Raw genomic sequence first — 17461 nt, forward strand, 5'->3', positions numbered from 1 at the left:
GGCCAATAGCCCGCCTCATCTGTTGTGATCAGTTCCCGGCGCTTTCCATTTTGCGGTGGGCGACGACCTCTTCCAGCCAGCCCAGATGCATTTCTGGGACCGAGCTGAGGAGTAGATCGGTATAGTCGTCGAAGGGTGGGCTGAGCACCTGAGATTTCGGACCATAGCGGACAACGCGGCCTTGATACATCACCGCGATGCTGTCGCTAATGGCGCGCACCGTCGCCAGATCGTGGGTGATGAACAGGTAGGCCACATCCTCGATCTTTTGCAGTTCCAGCAGAAGTTTCAGGATGCCGTCGGCCACAAGTGGATCCAAGGCCGAGGTTACCTCATCGCAGATGATCATCTTGGGTTTGGCGGCGAGTGACCGCGCGATACAGACCCTTTGTTTCTGCCCGCCAGACAGCTCTGCCGGATAGCGATCGATGAACTTTTCGCCCAGTTCGATCTCATCCAGAAGTTCAATGATCCGCTTGCGCTTTTCGGACCCACGCATGTTGAAGTAGAACTCCAACGGGCGCCCGATGATAGTACCAACGGTCTGACGCGGGTTCATCGCAACATCCGCCATCTGGTAGATCATCTGTAACTCACGCAGGTCCTCGCGGGTGCGCCCTTTGAGTTCGGCAGAAAGCTTACGCCCGGCAAAGGTGATTTCACCATCGCGGGGAGGCAATAGGCCTGTGATCACCCGTGCCAGTGTCGACTTGCCAGAGCCAGATTCGCCCACAACCGCCAGGGTTTGCCCCGGATGAAGATCCACATTGACGTTGTGCAGCACGTCGAAATTAACGCCCTTGTAGCGCGCGGTAATGCCTTTGACAGACAACACCGGCTCGGGCGTTGGCTGCTTTTCCTCGTGTTCGATAGACCGGACCGAGACAAGCGCCTGGGTATAGTCCTCTTGCGGGTTGTTGATGATCTGATCGGTATTGCCGTATTCGACCGTATTGCCCATCCGCAGGACCATGATGTCGTCGCTCACCTGTGCCACGACCGCGAGGTCATGGGTGATATAGAGCGCGGCAACGCCGGTATCCGCGATGGCCTCTTTGATGGCCATCAGAACATCAATCTGAGTGGTCACATCCAAAGCCGTCGTGGGTTCGTCGAACACGACCAGATCAGGCTCGGGACACAAGGCAAGCGCGGTCATGCAGCGTTGCAGCTGGCCGCCCGACACCTGGTGCGGATAGCGGTTGCCGATATTGTCCGGGTCTGGGAGACCCAATTTGGCAAACAGCTCACGCGCGCGGGCTTCGGCCTCTTTCCGGCTGAACTTTTTCTGTTCAACGGCGGCCTCGACCACCTGATCCATGATCTTTTTGGCTGGGTTGAACGACGCCGCAGCAGATTGAGACACATATGTGACCTCACCGCCCCGCAGTTTGCGGATATCGCTATGAGAGGTCTTCAGGATATCACGCCCGTTAACCCAAACCTCGCCACCGGTGATCTTCACGCCACCTCGGCCATAAGCCATCGAGGCCAAACCTATGGTGGACTTGCCCGCCCCGGATTCGCCGATCAGACCCAGCACCTTGCCGGGCGCCAGGTCAAAGCTGACCCCGTGCACGATCTCGATATCATGAGGTTTCTCGCCCGGCGGATAGACGGTCGCGCCGATCTTGAGGTCGCGGACCTTGAGAAGCGGTTCACTCATCCCCGGCCTCCTTTCAGCGAAGTGGTGCGGTTCAGGACCCAATCAGCCACAAGGTTGACCGATATGGCGAGGGTTGCGATGGCCACCGCCGGATAAAGCGCGGCCCCGATGCCATAGACGATGCCGTCCTTGTTCTCTTTCACGATGCCGCCCCAGTCCGCCAGCGGCGGTTGCACGCCAAGGCCCAGGAAAGACAGGGTCGAGACAAACAGGACCATGAAGATGAACCGCAGGCCAAGTTCGGCCACCAGTGGTGACAAGGCGTTGGGCAGGATCTCCCGGAAGATGACCCAGGTCTGGCCTTCACCGCGCAGACGTGCCGCTTCGACATAGTCCATCACGGCGATATCCACCGCGACGGCGCGGGCCAGGCGGTAAACGCGGGTTGCGTCCAGCAGGCCCATGACGACGATCAGCACCGGAATGGTTACTGGCACCATGGCCAGAACCACGAGGGCGGTGATCAGCGAGGGGATCGACATGATCAGGTCAACCGTTCGGGACATGACCTGATCCGCCCATCCCCCCAGCACAGCGGCCAGAAACCCAAGGATCGAACCGGTGACAAAGCTGAGGATCGTGGCTGCCGTGGCGATAAAGATCGTCGTGCGCCCGCCATAGATCATGCGGCTGAGAAGGTCGCGACCGATATTGTCGGTGCCCAGCCAGAATTGCGAACTCGACGGCTCCCACACGTCACCCACAACTTCGGCCATGCCGTATGGTGCCAATAGCGGAGCGAAGATGGCGATGAAGAAATACAAGGCTGTAAAGCCCAGTCCGATCAGTGCAGAGATAGGGATATTCTTCATTTCGGATGCCTCAGCCTTGGGTTGGCCAGAATGGCAACGATATCTGCAATCATGTTCAGCCCGATATAAATCGCGGCAAAGATGACGCCGCAGGCCAGCACAACCGGAACATCGCGCTTGGTCACGTGATCGACCAGGTATTGCCCCATGCCCGGGTAGACAAACACCACCTCAACGACGACGACGCCAACGACCAGATAGGCCAGGTTCAGCATCACCACATTGACGATAGGGGCGACAGCGTTGGGCAAAGCATGGCGGTAGATGACCTGAAAATTGCTCAGACCTTTCAGCTCGGCTGTTTCAACATAGGCCGATTGCATAACGTTCAGGATCGCGGCCCGTGTCATGCGCATCATGTGGGCCAAAACCACCATGGTCAGAACGATAACCGGCAGCGCGATTGAGTTCAGCTTTTGACCCAGTGACATCGAGTCGTTGATCATCGCAAGAGGTGAGAACATGCCAAGTTTCACGGCAACGAAATAGACCAGAACATAGCCGATCAGAAACTCGGGGATCGAAATAGTTGTAAGCGTGACCGCTGAGATCAGCTTGTCGGGCCAGCGGTTGCGATAGCGCACGGCCAGCAGGCCCAGGAAGATGGCCAGAGGAACCGACACGATTGCGGCCCAAAACGCCAGAAACAGAGTGTTGCTGAGACGGCTGCCGACGGATTCGGCAATGTCCAGCTTGTTGGTCAGGGATTGTCCTAGATCGCCCTGTACGATGCCACCTAGCCATTCGAAATAGCGGGTCAGGGCAGGGCGGTTCAGGCCCATTTCCTCACGCAGGTTCGCAAGGGCTTCGGGGGTTGCGGATTGGCCCAGTACGGCTTGCGCTGCGTCTCCGGGGAGAGCTTCGGTGAGGCCGAAAATCAGAGCCGATGCACCGAAGAGAAGCAGGAGTCCCAGCGCCAAGCGCTGGAACACCATTTTGATGATGGGATGCATTATCCGTGGCCCGTACTACACGAACCACATCTTGCGAGACATGTTGCCGTTCATCAGCTCTTGTGTCGGGTCGGTTTCCCAACCGTCCAGCTGGTTGCTGATCCCTTCGACAAAGTCGTTGAACATCGGGCAGATCAGGCCACCTTCGTCGCGCACCATGCGGCCCATTTGGCTGTAGATGTCCTTGCGTTTTGCCGGGTCCAGCTCTGCGCGTGCGGCAAAGAGCAGATCGTCGAAGGCCTGAACCTTGAACCGGGTATCGTTCCAGTCGGCAGAGGACAGATACGCGGTTGCGTACATCTGATCCTGCACCGGACGCCCACCCCAGTAAGAGGCGCAGAACGGCTGGACGTTCCACACTTCGGACCAGTAGCCATCATTCGGTTCGCGCTTGATTTCCAGCGGAATTCCGGCCTGAGCGGCGGATTGCTGGAACAGGGCCGCGGCATCCACGGCGCCCGGGAAGGCACCATCAGCAACGCGCAGGATGATCGGCGAGCCGTCATGGCCAGACTTCTTATAGTGTTCGGCCGCTTTTTCGATGCTGAACTCGCGCTGCGGAATGGTATCATCGAACAGCGGATAGGCCGCGTTGATGGGCATGTCGTTGCCGATCGAGCCATAGCCACGCAGAACTTTTTCAACCAGTTCTTCGCGGTTGATGGCGTATTTCAGCGCTGTGCGCAACTCGTTGTTGTCAAACGGCGCGGTATCGACATGCATGATGAAGACGTAGTGGCCACGCCCGGCGGTCGAATGAACGGTAAGGTTCGGTGCGCGGCCCAACAGGTCTGCGACCTTTGGTTCGACACGGTTGATTGCGTGCACCTGACCCGACTGCAGCGCTGCTGTTCGCGCTGTTGCGTCGTTGATAACGATCACTTCGACACTGTCGAAGTTGCCAAAATCGCTGTTCCAGTGGTTTTCGTTTTTGGTGAACAGGTGGCGCACGCCAGGTTCATCAACCTCAACCTTGTAGGGGCCAGTGCCGATACCTGCGCCCGGGTTATCCATACCGCCATCGGGCTGAATGATCAGGTGATAGTCGGCCATCAGATAGGGCAGGTCGGCGTTGGCTTCGGTCAGTGTGACCTGGAAATTGTCGCCATCGGCCTTCATCGACTCGATACCCTTCATGATGCCCAACGCACCTGACTTGGAATCTTCGTTCGAGTGGCGCTCCATCGTCTTCAGCACGTCTTCGCTGGTCATGGTTTTGCCGTTGTGGAATTCCACGCCCTGACGCAGTTTGAATGTCCAGACCTTTGCATCGGCGCTGCCTTCGACGCTTTCTGCCAGGCGCGGTTCGATGGTGCCGTCGGGTGCAACCTCGACAAGCTGATCGCCCCACTGTTTGCCGTTCTGGAATGGCACCGAGCTTGCATAGGTCGCCGGGTCCAGCGAGTTGGTGGATTCGCCGCCTTGCAGACCAAACTTCAGGTCACCGCCTTTTTTCGGACCAGCAGCACGGGCTGCATCTGCGAACATCGTGCTGGCCATGGCAGCCGAGACACCAAGGGCGGCGGCTTTTCCCATGAACTCGCGCCGGGTCAGTTTGCCTGCCGTCACCTGGCTTGTCATGTAATTGAGCTGTTCGTTCATCCATCTATCTCCCAGTTGATTGGATGTGATCCCGTGTTCGGGCTTTTTGTTGACGCATGAGTCAACTTAGGCGCAATTCGGATAGGTGGGCAAGTTATTATCTTTCGACACATGGGCCAGTCACCTACATATGATTGCGCGGAACTTTGTCTTCGATCGTCTCTGAAAAGACCATCTCAGCATTCTCGAAAGCGTTGAGCGTTGCCGTCAGATGGAAATGGGTGGCATCCGACCACATTGCGCAACTTGCTTCGGTACGCAGGTCGCTTTCGCCGCGCCGAAGCTCTTGTGTCCAACGGCATTCGCCGCGCGCCGAAAGCGGATCGTCCGGGTGGATTGACCACTTTTCATAGGCTGTGCTGCCAGTGATCAGACCATGCAGGTCATCGCGGGTATTACCGAAGTCGTCTTCTATGACCAAATGGATCTCACCCGTATTCATGTCCGTAACCGCCTGCCGGCTGTTCTGCGATTTGCGCAAAACCGTCTGTGGCTTAGGGTCTTCCGTTTCGGGTGGTTCAAAGCTCCATTCGTCATCTTGCCCGGAGGGACGGGTCGGAATGGCGATGTCACCACCTGTCAAATGCAACGTGGCAGCCTCGGGCGCGGGCCAAATGAGAGGCCAATAGGTGGTCGAAATCGCAACCCGCAACCGGTGCCCCTTGGGAACACGATAGGCGATGTGATCAAGGGCCAGTTCCACGTCGAACGTTTCGCCAGGTGTCAGTGCCGATGGCTCGGCGTGGCTGTCGCGATGACAGAGGTTCAGCACGCCATATGTGATCCGTGTCGAGGCTCCATCAGGGTGCACATGGTTCAACCTGACAGCCAACTGCGCTTGTGGTTTGTCGGTGCTCAGGCTCAGACGGATTTTCGGCGCGCCCACAATATCCATATGATCTGCGAGCGGTAGGCTATCGAAACACGCAGACAGGGCATCATCTGCGCGTTGGTCGCCGGGCATGTCGGGGCCCAGCCAGATGGCGCAGTATTCGCCACCCTCGATGCCGCAGGTTTGCGGTGAGCGCACCCGGCAATCCAATCCGGCACCATGCCCCAGGCCCGCGTCGGTCAATGCAAGCCGGGTGACCGGCAGATGTGAGGTGGCCCCATCTGTTTCGCAGATCCAACGCCCGGGGCGCTCGGAATACCACCGGGCCGGGCGCACCCCGTCCATCAGGTAAGCACGATAATCCGGGTCCTCTTCAACGCGGTTGTCTTCTCCCTTCAGCCAATGATCCCACCAGCGCAGCGCTTCCTGAAGAAACCCGATGCGCGGCTCGGGCACAGCGAAATGCGGGTATTTGTGAACCCACGGACCTACGATGCCTTTGACCGGGGCATGCAACTGTTCCACCAGCCAAGGCACCGTGTTCTTATAGGCATCGCCCCATCCGCCGACGGCAAGCGTGGCGGCTTTTATAGCGCTGAAATCTTCGCAAACCGAACCGTGCTGCCAATATTCATCCCGTGTCTGATGTCTCAGCCAGGTTGATGGCAGGAAAGGCTGGTTCTCCAGCCGGTCCAGCCATAAGGTCCGCCATGTCTCGCGCAGGTCAGGATCTGGCGGGCGAGAGGAATAGGACCACATGGTCGCGCCCCAGCCCAAATTCTCATTCAGCAGGCATCCCCCCTTAAAGTGAATGTCATCGGCATAGCGATCTGCGGTCGAACATAGGGTAATAATCGCTTTCAAGGGTTCGGGCTGCATCGCCGCCACTTGCAACGCATTGAAGCCCCCCCAACTGATCCCCATCATCCCAACAGCGCCATTGCACCAAGACTGTTCGGCCAGCCAATCGATGACGCTCACGGCGTCGTCCAGTTCTTGCTGGGTGTACTCGTCCTCCATCAGCCCTTCGCTGTCGCCATTGCCGCGCATGTCGACGCGGATGCAGGCATAGCCGCTTTTGGCAAACCACGGATGGGTCAGTGCATCCCGCACCGAGGTGCCGTCGCGTTTGCGATAGGGCAGGTATTCCAGAATGGCAGGTACAGGATTGTCGCTGGCGTCGACCGGGCGCCAAACGCGCGCCGACAGCCGATGCCCATCCGGCATCATGATCCCCAGATCCGGGATATCCTCGATCTCTTGCAGAGAAGTCTGGCTGGATGACATGCAGTCAGTCTGCGGGGCGGGTTGGGGATTGAAAAGGCGATTCGCGTCAAAAGGCGCAAGATTCGCGACATTTGTTGAGCTGTTGCAGGCAGGTTGAACGGGGCCAAAGCGCAGGTTCAGTCCGTATCCATCCAGATGGTGACCGGCCCGTCATTGACCAGTTCGACTGCCATATCCGCTCCGAAAACACCGGTTTCAACAGAAATACCAAGCGCGGTTAGGTCTTTCACAAAACTTTCGACAAGCTGCGCGCCCAGCTCTGGGGCCGCTGCGTTGGAATATCCCGGCCTGTTCCCGCGAGAGGTATCGGCAGCCAGGGTGAACTGACTGACCACAAGGGCCGAACCCCCGGTGTCCAGCAGCGACCGGTTCATCTTGCCCGCATCATCCTGAAAAATCCGCAGCTTTGAGATTTTGGTGGCCAGGTGCCGTGCCTGATCCGTCCCATCCCCTTGCATCGCGCAAACAAGGATCAATAGCCCGGGGCCTGATTGACCCACGACGCGGTTATCAACTGAAACCTTCGCGTGAGAGATGCGTTGAAGCAGCGCGCGCATTCTGGTGTTCCTTTTTATTGAGATCAGTGCCTTAGGCCCAGTTCGCAGCTTGCGGGCGTCAACTATTGTTGCCCGGTGGCCATCATGTAGCCGATACCAGCGGCAACCAGTAAGCCCAGCACGACGGCAATTGTGATCTTGAGGGCCGACCATGGGCGCTCGCCCTGAACGCGTCCTGTGCGCCCGTTCACGACAAAACGATAGGTTTGCCCACGGTACTTGTAGGCGGCCAACCAGACTGGTAGCAGGATGTGTTTGAACGTCACGTCGCGCACCTCGGTATCGACGGCATGTATGCGCTGACGATCCCCGCCGATGTCAAACCGCACGTCCCGCTCGATGACCCGTGCCATATACCCGCGCGCCTGCTGATAGCCGTCCCGCAGTGGCACGGTGTAGGCCTCTGCCCGGAATCCGGCCAGATATTCCGGTTGATAAGGCTCGAGTGCGGGCAAATCCCAGGGTTCCAGCGCATCAGTATAGGACTTTGGCAGCGAGGTAGAGGCCAGCACCAGCACATCATCGAAAAACCGCGCAACCCTGCCCGATTTCGGCGACCATCGCACCTTGGCCACCTGTTGCTGAACCCGTTTGCCATCGCGCATGACAGTGTGCGTTTCATAATAGACGACGCCACGTTCGCCCCGATATTGCGTCTTGGTATCTGCGTCGAAGGTCCAATAGGGCACATAAATCCCCTGCATTTTCCGACTCTTCCGCGCATAGTCTTTCAACCCATTTGGCGCGAACCAAAGCCGACCGAGCCATTTGCTCATGGCCTTGTGGGCGGCGCGTTCGTCCAGGGCAAAAGGCAGAACGCCTTTGGGTTTGATATGACGGTTTGTGCCGGTATCGGTAACCACCGGCGTGGCGCAAAACGGACATTCGGCGGCATGCGTGTTTGGATCGAACTCTACCTGAGCCGCGCAGTTCGGGCAGCTCAGAACACGGGTTTCTTCGATCTCACTGTCTGGAAGCCGGTCGGCGATCGCTGCATCAAAGTTCAACTCGCGCAGAGTGGCCGCTCCCCAGGGGCCAGAACCCACAGGTTTCGAATGCCCGCAATGATCGCAGGTCAGTGTGCCGTTGTCGGGATCGAACCGATAGTCCGCGCCACATTGGTCGCAGGGAAAACGATGTTCATCCTTGGCCATACCGTCTGTCTCCGGAGCGTTCGAACGCAGTTATGCCCCCGGGGGTGGAGGCGGCAAGATCGTGAACAATTGCGCAAGCTCCTGCACGTCGCCGGCCTTTTTCCATCCATCCTGGCCAGCGGTCCAGACGTGGGTGTCGCGCGTTAGCTCTCCTTCCGCGGCCATGCGCCCCATCTTGGCTTTGGAAAACGGCCCGCTTGTGTGACCGTCCACGGCGATATGCCATACATGCTCGACAGGAGGTGGGGGCGGCGGCGCCGCCTGCGCTGAGGGCTGTGGGGCAACGGGGGCGGAACTGCCCCACGGGCCGCTCGGTTGACCCGCTGCCATGTTCGCCATCTGGTTGGCCATGGCCATTCCCATACCCATGCCAAGACCGGCGCCCATGCCGCCACCCTGGCCGGGATTATTGGCCGCCGCTGTCATCGCTTCAGCGGCAGAATACTGCGTGAACTTGCCCAAATCTCCGGCAAGTCCCATCGAGGTGCGCTTGTCCAGCGCAGCCTCAACCGCGGGTGGCAACGAGATATTCTCGATATAAAACTCGGGCATCTCCAGCCCATAGCCCTCCAGAACCGGCGAGACTTCGGCAGCAATCAGTTTGCCCAGATCTGCCGTATTGGCGGCCATATCCAATACCGGGATGCCCGAGCCTGCAATCACGCGGCTGAATTCCTGGACGATGATGTTGCGGATCTGAAAGCTGATCTCATCCATCGTGAACTCGCCATCTGTGCCCACGATCTCGACCAGAAACTTGGCCGGGTCTTTCACGCGTACCGTATATGTGCCAAAGGCCCGGATGCGCGTCGGCCCAAATTCGGGGTCGCGCAGCATGATCGGGTTCTTCGTGCCCCATTTCAGATCATTGAACCGGGTGGTGTTGACGAAATAAATCTCGGACTTGAACGGTGACTGAAACCCGTGATCCCAGTGTTGCAGCGTCGTCAGGATCGGCATGTTGTTGGTTTCAAGCATATAAAGCCCGGGCGTAAACACATCCGCCAACTGTCCTTCATGGACAAAAACCGCCGATTGCCCTTCACGCACGGTCAGCTTCGCCCCGTACTTGATCTCGTGGCCCTCGCGCTCGAACCGCCAGACCATCGTGTCTCGGGTGTCATCAACCCAATGGATGACGTCAATAAATTCTCCGGTCAGAAAATCGAAAATGCCCATCTGGGGTCTCCTGTCCTTGGGGTCAGAGCGATTGCCCTGTCAATTCACGTGCAATGATCCGCATCACGGGGCGTGCGTCTTCTATGACAACACCAGATTTGAGGCGAGGATCGTAAAGCATCGTCAGCAATTTCTCATCATGGCTTGTCAAAAGCGCAAACTCATCATCGTCATTGAAGATCGACGGTCTTGCGGCGGGGCTGTCATTTGACAAGCCCAGTCCTTGCGCGATCTCTTCGTGGATACAGCTGAGCCGCACCAGATCCGGCAATTCCGCCCGGATCAATGTGACGGCACGAACGTAGTTGAACGGGTTCTGACTGGTCGCAGAGGCGAAGACAAAACAATCGAAATTGGGTCTTGGGTTAGCCATCAGTTCCAGCGCTGATTGGCTGATGCCGGGGATCAAGCTTTTCAACCGACTGACCACATAGGCGCTGTCATCCTTGCCGGCAATGAACACCAGAAAATTGCCCCGCCGGTTGACGGTCGAGATCGGGTGGGATGTCAGTTTGGATAAGCGCTGGGCATAGGCTTCGACCCGGGCCTGATCCTGATCACGCACCTCTGGTGAGACAGTGGGACCAAATTCGGTCTGAAGTCGCACAGGCCCAGACCAGCGGCTAAGCTGCCCATTTGTCTGAATTGTACCAATAGAGATCGAATGATCCGGGTATTCGCTATAAAACGCTATGGCTTCGAAATTCCGCTCAAGATCGCTGGCGTCATAGGGTGTGTCGGGTCCGCCACCATCGGTGCGCAGCAAACCCCGTGTTAACAGATCCCGTTCGACACGTGCATAGAACCGTGCCAGATCCTGGCTGGCGGCAGAGGGTGGAACATAGGCGTTTGCGGGCACTTCCGCAGGTGAAACTGGCTTTGATTCCGGTTCAAAGGATGTGGTCAAAGCCTCATCACAATTGGCCAGCCCCAGACAAGCGGCCAGCCCAAAGGCGAAATTTCGGTATTTCATCAGCGCCACGTTCCGACCGCCTGTTAGCCTGGTACGGCTGTTCCGGCTGTGTCGCCGGTGCCATCCTGGCGTGCCTTGGCTGAGGCCAGTGTGTCGCGCAGTTCGGCTTCCATCTTTTTCAGATCCTCTTCGGCGGCTGCGCGTTTAGCCTTGCCTTCATCTGCGATCGCCAGGCTTTCGTTGATTGTTCCGATCAGATCGGCATTGGCCTGTTTGACTGCTTCGATGTCAAACACGCCGCGTTCCATTTCCTCGCGGATCATCTTGTTGGAGTCTCGCAGATTGGCCGCGTTCGAGGTCAGCAGTTCATTGGTCAGATCATTGGCATCGCGGACCGCAGCCGCGGCCTCGGCGCTGCGCTGAATAGTGACGGCCTGCGCCAGTTGCGTTTCCCACAAGGGCACCGTGTTGACGAGCGTCGAGTTGATCTTGGTCACCAGCGACTTGTCGTTTTCCTGCACCAGACGGATTGACGGAAGCGATTGCATCGTCACTTGGCGCGTCAGTTTCAGGTCGTGAACCCGACGTTCCAGATCGTCGCGGGCGGCACGCAGATCGCGCAGTTCTTGCGCTTTCATCACTTGCTGATCTTCAGGCGCGGCGTGCACCTGGGCTTCTTTCTCGGGGATGTCATGGCTGTCCAGCTCGGTCAGCTTTTCCTCACCCGCCGCGATATAGAGCGCCAGTTCGTCATAGAAACCCAGCGTCTTTTCATACAGAAGATCCAAGGACTTGATGTCTTTCAGCAGCGTATGTTCGTGGCCCAGAAGATCGTCCGTGATCCGATCGATCTGGCCTTGTACCTCTTCATACTTTGCGGTGAACTTGGCAAAGGGCGCGGCCTTGCCCAGCAGTTTTTCCCACCAGCTGCGTTCGCGGCGTACATCCAACTCGCTGACCGAAAAGCCGCGGATCGTGGTTACGATGTTGCGCAGGCTGTCCCCCGCGGGGCCTACATCCTTGTTGCGTACATCTGCCAACATCGCCTGGCTGATTTCCTGCAATTCGGTTTGCGCGCCCGAGCCAAAGGCGATGATCGAATTGGTGTTTTCCATATCAATCTCGGCCATGCGCTTGCGGATCTCGGCGCCGACAGGCTCGTCGGCCTCTTCCAGCGGCACGATGTCCGTCTTCGGTTCAGGCAATGCGACTGCTGTGACTTCCTGCACCAGTGTTTCGGCTTCGACCGCCTTGTTCTTAACTGTATCGGACATGGGGATGATCCTCGCTCAAAAAATGGCCGGTCAGTCCAACCGGACGCCTTCACGCTGCAGCCTTTCGCGCAGCACATCAATTTCAACTGTCATATCGCTGCGGTCGTCCAGCAGCATCTTACGCGTGCGGGCCGCAAAATTCTGTTCCAGGTCGTCCAACAGGGCAGCGTAATCTGCCAAAGCCTGAGGGTCGCGGGTGCGAGCGTACACGTCTGAAAACTTGATGGTCGCGTCGCGGGCCCCCTGAAGATAAACCGTCAAATACTTCCGCGCCCCAGCCAAATCGCGGGGGTCTTCCTCGACTGTCCGGAACAGATCGCGGGCGGTCTCCTGAAACCGTTCCAGGCGCGACTCGATCTGCCGATCGCCCGCGCGTTTTATGGCATCTGTCATTGCCGTCAAATGCGCTTCGGCATCTTCCACGACGCGAGCCACCCGGTCTTGCTGGAACGTGTCGATCCCCTCCATGCCCTTGTCTTTCATCGGGTCGATACCGAACGAGACGGAATGCAGAACACCAGCGGCAATCCCAAACAGGATCGGAGCTACAAGACCCGCTTGTCCATCAAGGAACTCGGTGCGGTAGGCCGCCAAGGCAATGCCCAGGCCGGTCAAAAGACTGGCGAAAATCTTGCGTGGAAAAGACGGTCGGCGGGCCGTGCGCCGCGCATTATACGCGGCTTCGGCGCGCAGGCCCTCGCGCAACAGAAATGCTGCAGCCGTTAGGACGCCAGCGGCGATCAACCCGATGGTCATGCCAATTGCACCGTCGTTCAGCGACAGAAAAATCAAAGGTATTGCGGGCAAAAACAACAGGTTCGCGCGTGCGCCTGCCGGTTCGACGCGGGCGCCCTGGAATTGTCCGCGTTGAGTTTGCGGATCGGATGAGGGCGGACCGTCGGGGCTGTATTTACCGCCAAAGCGCTTGGCCATGGCTCACAACCCTCCCAGAAGGCCGGTGCATACACCGAACATCAGCGCAAGCAGCACCACATAGGTCAGTTTCTGAACTCCGCTTCCGGACATGGCACCCCCCAGCTGTGCGCCTCACAGAAAATTTAGGTGAATCGGAGGCTTGGCGCTAGGGGGAAGGTTCGAAAACTGACCTCAACTGCGAGGTTTCTTGCCGATTTGCGTCCGTTTGCGTTGCGGTCGGGCGGGGCGCTTGGGTTTGTTTTGGGGATCGGTATTGCCATCCAGGCCAAGCTGGTCGCGCAAAACCTTGCGCCGGATTTCTTCAACTTCACCAGGTTTCAGGTTGCCCAGCTGGAACGGGCCATAGGACACACGCAGCAGCCTGTTGACCACAAAGCCGATATCTTCAACCGCGCGCCGGATCTCGCGGTTTTTGCCTTCGCGCAGGCCGATGGTCAGCCAAGCATTGGCACCTTGCTGGCGGTCCAGCGTGACGGTCATGGGTTGAAACCGCTCGCCTTCGATCACAAGACCTTTGCGCAGGGGTTCGAAATCTTCATCCTTGGGGCGTCCGTTCACCCGCACCCGGTATTTGCGCAGCCAGCCTGTGGCGGGCAATTCCAGCTTGCGTTTGATGCCGCCATCATTGGTCAGCAGCAACAGGCCTTCCGAGTTCAGGTCCAGCCGCCCAACGCTCATGACACGGGGCATGTCCTCGGGCAGCTTGTCAAAAATCGTCTCGCGCCCTTTTTCATCACGCGCGGTTGTCACAAGACCCGAGGGTTTGTGATAGAGCCACAGCCGCGAGGGTTCAGGCTCGGACACAGGTTTGCCGTCAACGGTGATCTTGTCTTTGGTGGTGACATTAAGCGCGGGGCTGCTGATGGCTTTGCCATTCACCGTCACACGACCAGCTTCGATCATGCGTTCAGCTTCGCGACGCGAGGCGACACCGGCGCGCGCCAGCACTTTGGCGATCCGGTCGCCGGGAGGAGGGGTATTGCTCATCCCGTGGCCATAGCGCATCCGCACGGCTTGCGAAAGACAGGTTTCTGATGCAGTCAAAGGCATGATTTTCAAATCGCATATGCATGTGGCCCTGGCCGAGGCCCGCGCCGCTGGTGCGCGCGGCGAGGTTCCGGTGGGCGCGGTCATCGTCGCACCGGACGGGCAGGTGGTGGCCGCAGCGGGCAACCGCACGCGCGAGTTGTCGGACCCAACGGCCCATGCAGAGATTTTGGTCCTGCGCGCGGCTTGTGCGACGGCCGGGTCCGAGCGTTTGGTGGATCACGACCTCTATGTCACGCTGGAACCTTGCGCGATGTGCGCAGCCGCCCTGGCCGCCGCGCGGATCCGGCGGATTTACTACGGGGCGTCTGATCCCAAATCCGGTGGTGTGGCCCATGGCGCGCGGGTGTTTTCTCATCCCCAGGCGCATCATGTCCCGGAAATTTATGACGGGATCGCGGGGGAAGAGGCGGCAGAACTGTTGCGCGACTTCTTCGCCGCGCGCAGGCCTGCCGTTGATTGAAAGCTATCGGTCAAAGCGTGATCGTCTGCATCACCTCAGGTTCAATGACATCGACCCCCGGCAAGGCATCTGTCAGCTCGTGCGCGGATTGTTCGAGGATCGGGAAGGTTTTGTAGTGACAGGGGATCACCGTTTTGAAGTTGAAATACCGCTTGGCCGCATATGCCGCGCCTTTCATGTCCATGGTAAAGTGACCACCCGCTGACAGGATGCCGATATCGGGTTTGTAATAGTCTCCCATCCAGTCCATATCCGCCATGATGTCAGTGTCGCCCGAAACATAGACTGTGTGCCCCTCGGCGCGGATCATGAAACCTACTTCGGTCCCCCCCGTGCGCAGCCCGTCGGGCGTTGAAAATGTCGAGCTGTGCGAGGCCGGGACCATGCTGACCATCACCCCGTTCAGGTTGACCGTTCCGCCCTTGTTGAAGCCGATGGTCTCGATCCCTTCGGCCTCGGCCCAATAGCCCATCAGATCATATTGCCCGACAACGGGGATCTTCAGATGTTTGGCCAGAGGCAACACATCGACCACGTGGTCGAAATGCGTATGGGTCAGCAGGATATGCGTCGCCCCTTCAACCGCCGCGTCATGGCTGGTTTCCGGTAGAACAGGATTGCCCGTCAACCAAGGATCGATCAGCAGGATTTGCCCTTCTGTTTCAATGCGAAAACTCCCGTGTCCCAGCCAAATGATATTCATAGTTCCACCTCCAACAAATCACTTGGACCCAGCCTAGCATCCGCTATGTAAAAATCTATGGAATGGGCACGACATATCGACGGGTATTGCGAGAGGCTGTCTCCCGATTACTGGTCCGAGCCGGTGAATGCAGTGACAAATGCTGCGTTTCTGGTGGCGGCGCTGATCATGTTTGGCCGTGCGCGCGGCAAGGATGCTCCGCTGGCGATGGGGCTTGTTGCGATATTGGCGGCCATTGGGATCGGCAGCTATCTGTTCCACACCCATGCGCAGGTTTGGGCGGCCATTGCGGATACCACACCAATCCTGATGTTTATTCTGGTCTATATCTACGCCATCAATCGCGACATTTGGGGAATGGGGGTTTGGCCCGCTTTGGGTTTGACCGCACTGTTCATCCCCTATGCTGCAGCCACGGTCCCTTTGTTCCAGTTCATTCCGGGTCTGGGCAGCTCGGCTGGCTATGCGCCGGTGCCGCTGCTGATTTTGATCTATGCCGTCCTTCTGCGCCACCGGATGCCACGCCTGGCGCAGGGATTGGCCATCGGCGCCTGTATCCTGATCGCCTCGATCACCTTCCGCGCGCTTGATCTGCACATTTGCAACCAGTTCCCACTGGGCACGCATTTCATGTGGCACATTCTGAATGCCATCATGCTGGGCTGGATGATCGAAGTGTATTTGCGCGGGCGTTCTGCGCGCGCAGAACCCTAGCTGTCGAACGCAGCGGCCAGCGGTTCTGGTAGCGAGAACTCTTGCAAGACCCGCGCGCGCCCTTCGGCGGACATCTTGCGCGCGGTCTTTTCCACGATGCTTTCAACTTTCTCGTCAGAATGCTTGGCGGCGAAGGGTTCGAAATACCATTTCAGGAAAACGAAACAGATCACATCTTCCAGCGCTTGCACGTCTGCGTTTCGCTTGATGCCCTCTTTCCGCAACATGCTGCCAACGGTTTCAACCTCAGCGCTGTCAAATCCCGCTTGCGACATGAACCCCATGACAACATCGGCGTGATGAACCCCCTGCGCCTTGCGCCAGGCCAGGTAACCAGCGCGGCCCTCGGGGTATTCTGAGCGTTTGAGTTTCCAGCGTTCAACATGTTGTCCGCGCGCCGCGATCTGCAAAGCATCAGAGGCTTGTGGAAACAATCGATCCAGTTCTGCGCTCATGCGCTGCCCATATAACAGTTCGACAGGTTGGCCGTCTTCTTGGTTTGGGTCTTGAGAGTTGGCTGCGTCAATGGCGTCAAGAACCGCCTGTTTGGGTGTGCTCATGTTTCGCTCCGTTGCCGCTCCCGCAAACGATACACGGGGGACTTCTCTGTCATGCTAGCGGCAAGTGGCGGCGGGTGCAGCCCCGAAAAACGATTGCCGGGCAGAGGGGGAATGCCCGGCAATCGGACGCGCTCATTTTTTGATCTGCGATTTGTCCTCTGGCTCCGGTTTTGGAGCGGGGTCGGGGAAGGACAGGCTGCGGGTCACGTTCGAGGCGTCAATGTTCTGCGCTACGGCTGGGAAGGAAAAGGCGGCAGTGGACAGGACAAGTGCGATCACAAGCGGTTTCATGTTTGTCTCCATGACTGATAGGGTCTCTGTGAAAATGAAATGAACAGTACAGTTCACTTTTTCAAGAGCAAAAGTGAACTAATCGGTTTATTTTCCAAATTCATATTTAGCAGCAAGTTGCGCAGGGCCGAGACCTTGACTAGTGCCTCAAATCAAGAGTGTTGCTCAGCAGTCTTGCGGCTGTTGCGGCAGACGGGTAAACGCCCCCTAACGCTTATGAGGGAAACCGATGTCGATTGACCAAAGTACTGCCGCCAAAGTGGCCAAACTGGCCCGCATCAAGGTTGAAGATGACGCGCTGCCTGCGCTGGCATCAGAATTCAATACGATCCTTGGATTCATCGAGCAACTGAATGAGGTGGATGTCGACGGCGTCGAACCGATGGTTTCGGTGACGCCGATGCGGCTGAAACGTCGTCAGGACGAGGTGACCGACGGCAACCAACAGGACAAGATCCTGTCAAATGCGCCAGATGCCCGCGAAGGGTTTTTCGCTGTCCCCAAAGTGGTGGAGTAAG

The 17461-nt window shown here is 58.0% G+C and carries 18 protein-coding genes; 3 read left to right on the plus strand and 15 right to left on the minus strand.

Features of this window, described 5'->3' with window-relative positions; translation table 11 throughout:
• Nucleotides 1–28 precede the first annotated feature (28 nt).
• The 12 genes from GOV38_RS10295 to GOV38_RS10350 form a co-directional block, all read right to left on the minus strand.
• A complete protein-coding gene (locus GOV38_RS10295; protein WP_171209927.1) occupies nucleotides 29–1666 on the minus strand; it encodes an ABC transporter ATP-binding protein in 1638 nt (545 codons plus the stop codon).
• Entirely contained in the window at nucleotides 1663–2478 is an 816-nt protein-coding gene (locus tag GOV38_RS10300) for an ABC transporter permease (RefSeq protein ID WP_171133546.1), read from the minus strand. Before GOV38_RS10300 ends, GOV38_RS10295 begins: the two co-directional genes overlap by 4 nt.
• On the minus strand, nucleotides 2475–3431 hold the full coding sequence (locus GOV38_RS10305; RefSeq protein WP_171101837.1) for an ABC transporter permease: 957 nt from the start codon (nucleotides 3429–3431) through the stop codon (nucleotides 2475–2477). The genes GOV38_RS10300 and GOV38_RS10305 overlap by 4 nt, the downstream gene beginning before the upstream one ends.
• Nucleotides 3432–3446: 15 nt before the next feature.
• Nucleotides 3447–5033: an ABC transporter substrate-binding protein gene (locus GOV38_RS10310; protein ID WP_171209926.1), complete on the minus strand. Its 1587-nt coding sequence runs from the start codon at nucleotides 5031–5033 to the stop codon at nucleotides 3447–3449.
• A 124-nt stretch (nucleotides 5034–5157) separates the two neighbouring features.
• On the minus strand, nucleotides 5158–7152 hold the full coding sequence (locus GOV38_RS10315) for a CocE/NonD family hydrolase (protein WP_171209925.1): 1995 nt from the start codon (nucleotides 7150–7152) through the stop codon (nucleotides 5158–5160).
• A 116-nt stretch (nucleotides 7153–7268) separates the two neighbouring features.
• A complete protein-coding gene (gene dtd / locus GOV38_RS10320) occupies nucleotides 7269–7709 on the minus strand; it encodes a D-aminoacyl-tRNA deacylase (protein WP_171101840.1) in 441 nt (146 codons plus the stop codon).
• Between the two features lie 62 nt (nucleotides 7710–7771).
• On the minus strand, nucleotides 7772–8863 hold the full coding sequence (locus GOV38_RS10325; protein WP_171209924.1) for a TFIIB-type zinc finger domain-containing protein: 1092 nt from the start codon (nucleotides 8861–8863) through the stop codon (nucleotides 7772–7774).
• A gap of 30 nt (nucleotides 8864–8893) precedes the next feature.
• Nucleotides 8894–10042 carry an SPFH domain-containing protein gene (locus GOV38_RS10330; RefSeq protein ID WP_171209923.1) on the minus strand — a complete coding sequence of 383 codons (1149 nt, stop codon included), beginning with the start codon at nucleotides 10040–10042 and terminating at the stop codon, nucleotides 8894–8896.
• 22 nt (nucleotides 10043–10064) lie between these two features.
• Nucleotides 10065–11015, minus strand: coding sequence for a DUF2927 domain-containing protein (locus GOV38_RS10335; protein ID WP_171209922.1), 951 nt, complete (start codon nucleotides 11013–11015; stop codon nucleotides 10065–10067).
• A 23-nt stretch (nucleotides 11016–11038) separates the two neighbouring features.
• A complete protein-coding gene (locus GOV38_RS10340; protein WP_171209921.1) occupies nucleotides 11039–12229 on the minus strand; it encodes a toxic anion resistance protein in 1191 nt (396 codons plus the stop codon).
• Nucleotides 12230–12259: 30 nt separating this feature from the next.
• Entirely contained in the window at nucleotides 12260–13162 is a 903-nt protein-coding gene (locus GOV38_RS10345) for a 5-bromo-4-chloroindolyl phosphate hydrolysis family protein (protein ID WP_171209920.1), read from the minus strand.
• Between the two features lie 174 nt (nucleotides 13163–13336).
• Entirely contained in the window at nucleotides 13337–14215 is an 879-nt protein-coding gene (locus GOV38_RS10350; RefSeq protein WP_171209919.1) for a pseudouridine synthase, read from the minus strand.
• On the opposite strand from GOV38_RS10350, the gene GOV38_RS10355 reads away from it, so the two are divergent.
• Nucleotides 14214–14675, plus strand: coding sequence for a nucleoside deaminase (locus tag GOV38_RS10355; RefSeq protein ID WP_171209918.1), 462 nt, complete (start codon nucleotides 14214–14216; stop codon nucleotides 14673–14675). The two genes, GOV38_RS10350 and GOV38_RS10355, sit on opposite strands and share 2 nt — an antisense overlap.
• A 10-nt stretch (nucleotides 14676–14685) precedes the next feature.
• Here GOV38_RS10355 and GOV38_RS10360 read toward each other — a convergent pair whose 3' ends face one another.
• Nucleotides 14686–15378, minus strand: coding sequence for a metal-dependent hydrolase (locus GOV38_RS10360; protein WP_171209917.1), 693 nt, complete (start codon nucleotides 15376–15378; stop codon nucleotides 14686–14688).
• 57 nt (nucleotides 15379–15435) lie between these two features.
• On the opposite strand from GOV38_RS10360, the gene GOV38_RS10365 reads away from it, so the two are divergent.
• Complete coding sequence (locus GOV38_RS10365) at nucleotides 15436–16092, plus strand: ceramidase domain-containing protein (RefSeq protein ID WP_171209916.1); 657 nt, start codon at nucleotides 15436–15438, stop codon at nucleotides 16090–16092.
• Here GOV38_RS10365 and GOV38_RS10370 read toward each other — a convergent pair.
• Nucleotides 16089–16652 carry a DUF4202 domain-containing protein gene (locus GOV38_RS10370; RefSeq protein WP_171209915.1) on the minus strand — a complete coding sequence of 188 codons (564 nt, stop codon included), beginning with the start codon at nucleotides 16650–16652 and terminating at the stop codon, nucleotides 16089–16091. The two genes, GOV38_RS10365 and GOV38_RS10370, sit on opposite strands and share 4 nt — an antisense overlap.
• A gap of 132 nt (nucleotides 16653–16784) precedes the next feature.
• On the minus strand, nucleotides 16785–16943 hold the full coding sequence (locus GOV38_RS10375; protein WP_171101850.1) for a hypothetical protein: 159 nt from the start codon (nucleotides 16941–16943) through the stop codon (nucleotides 16785–16787).
• 229 nt (nucleotides 16944–17172) lie between these two features.
• Between GOV38_RS10375 and gatC the strand changes: the two genes are divergently transcribed.
• Nucleotides 17173–17460, plus strand: a complete 288-nt coding sequence (gene gatC / locus GOV38_RS10380; RefSeq protein ID WP_171101851.1) for an Asp-tRNA(Asn)/Glu-tRNA(Gln) amidotransferase subunit GatC — start codon at nucleotides 17173–17175, stop codon at nucleotides 17458–17460.
• The last annotated feature ends 1 nt before the right edge of the window (nucleotide 17461 follow it).

The sequence above is a fragment of the Ruegeria sp. HKCCA5839 genome (assembly GCF_013035585.1).
Lineage (GTDB): Bacteria > Pseudomonadota > Alphaproteobacteria > Rhodobacterales > Rhodobacteraceae > Ruegeria.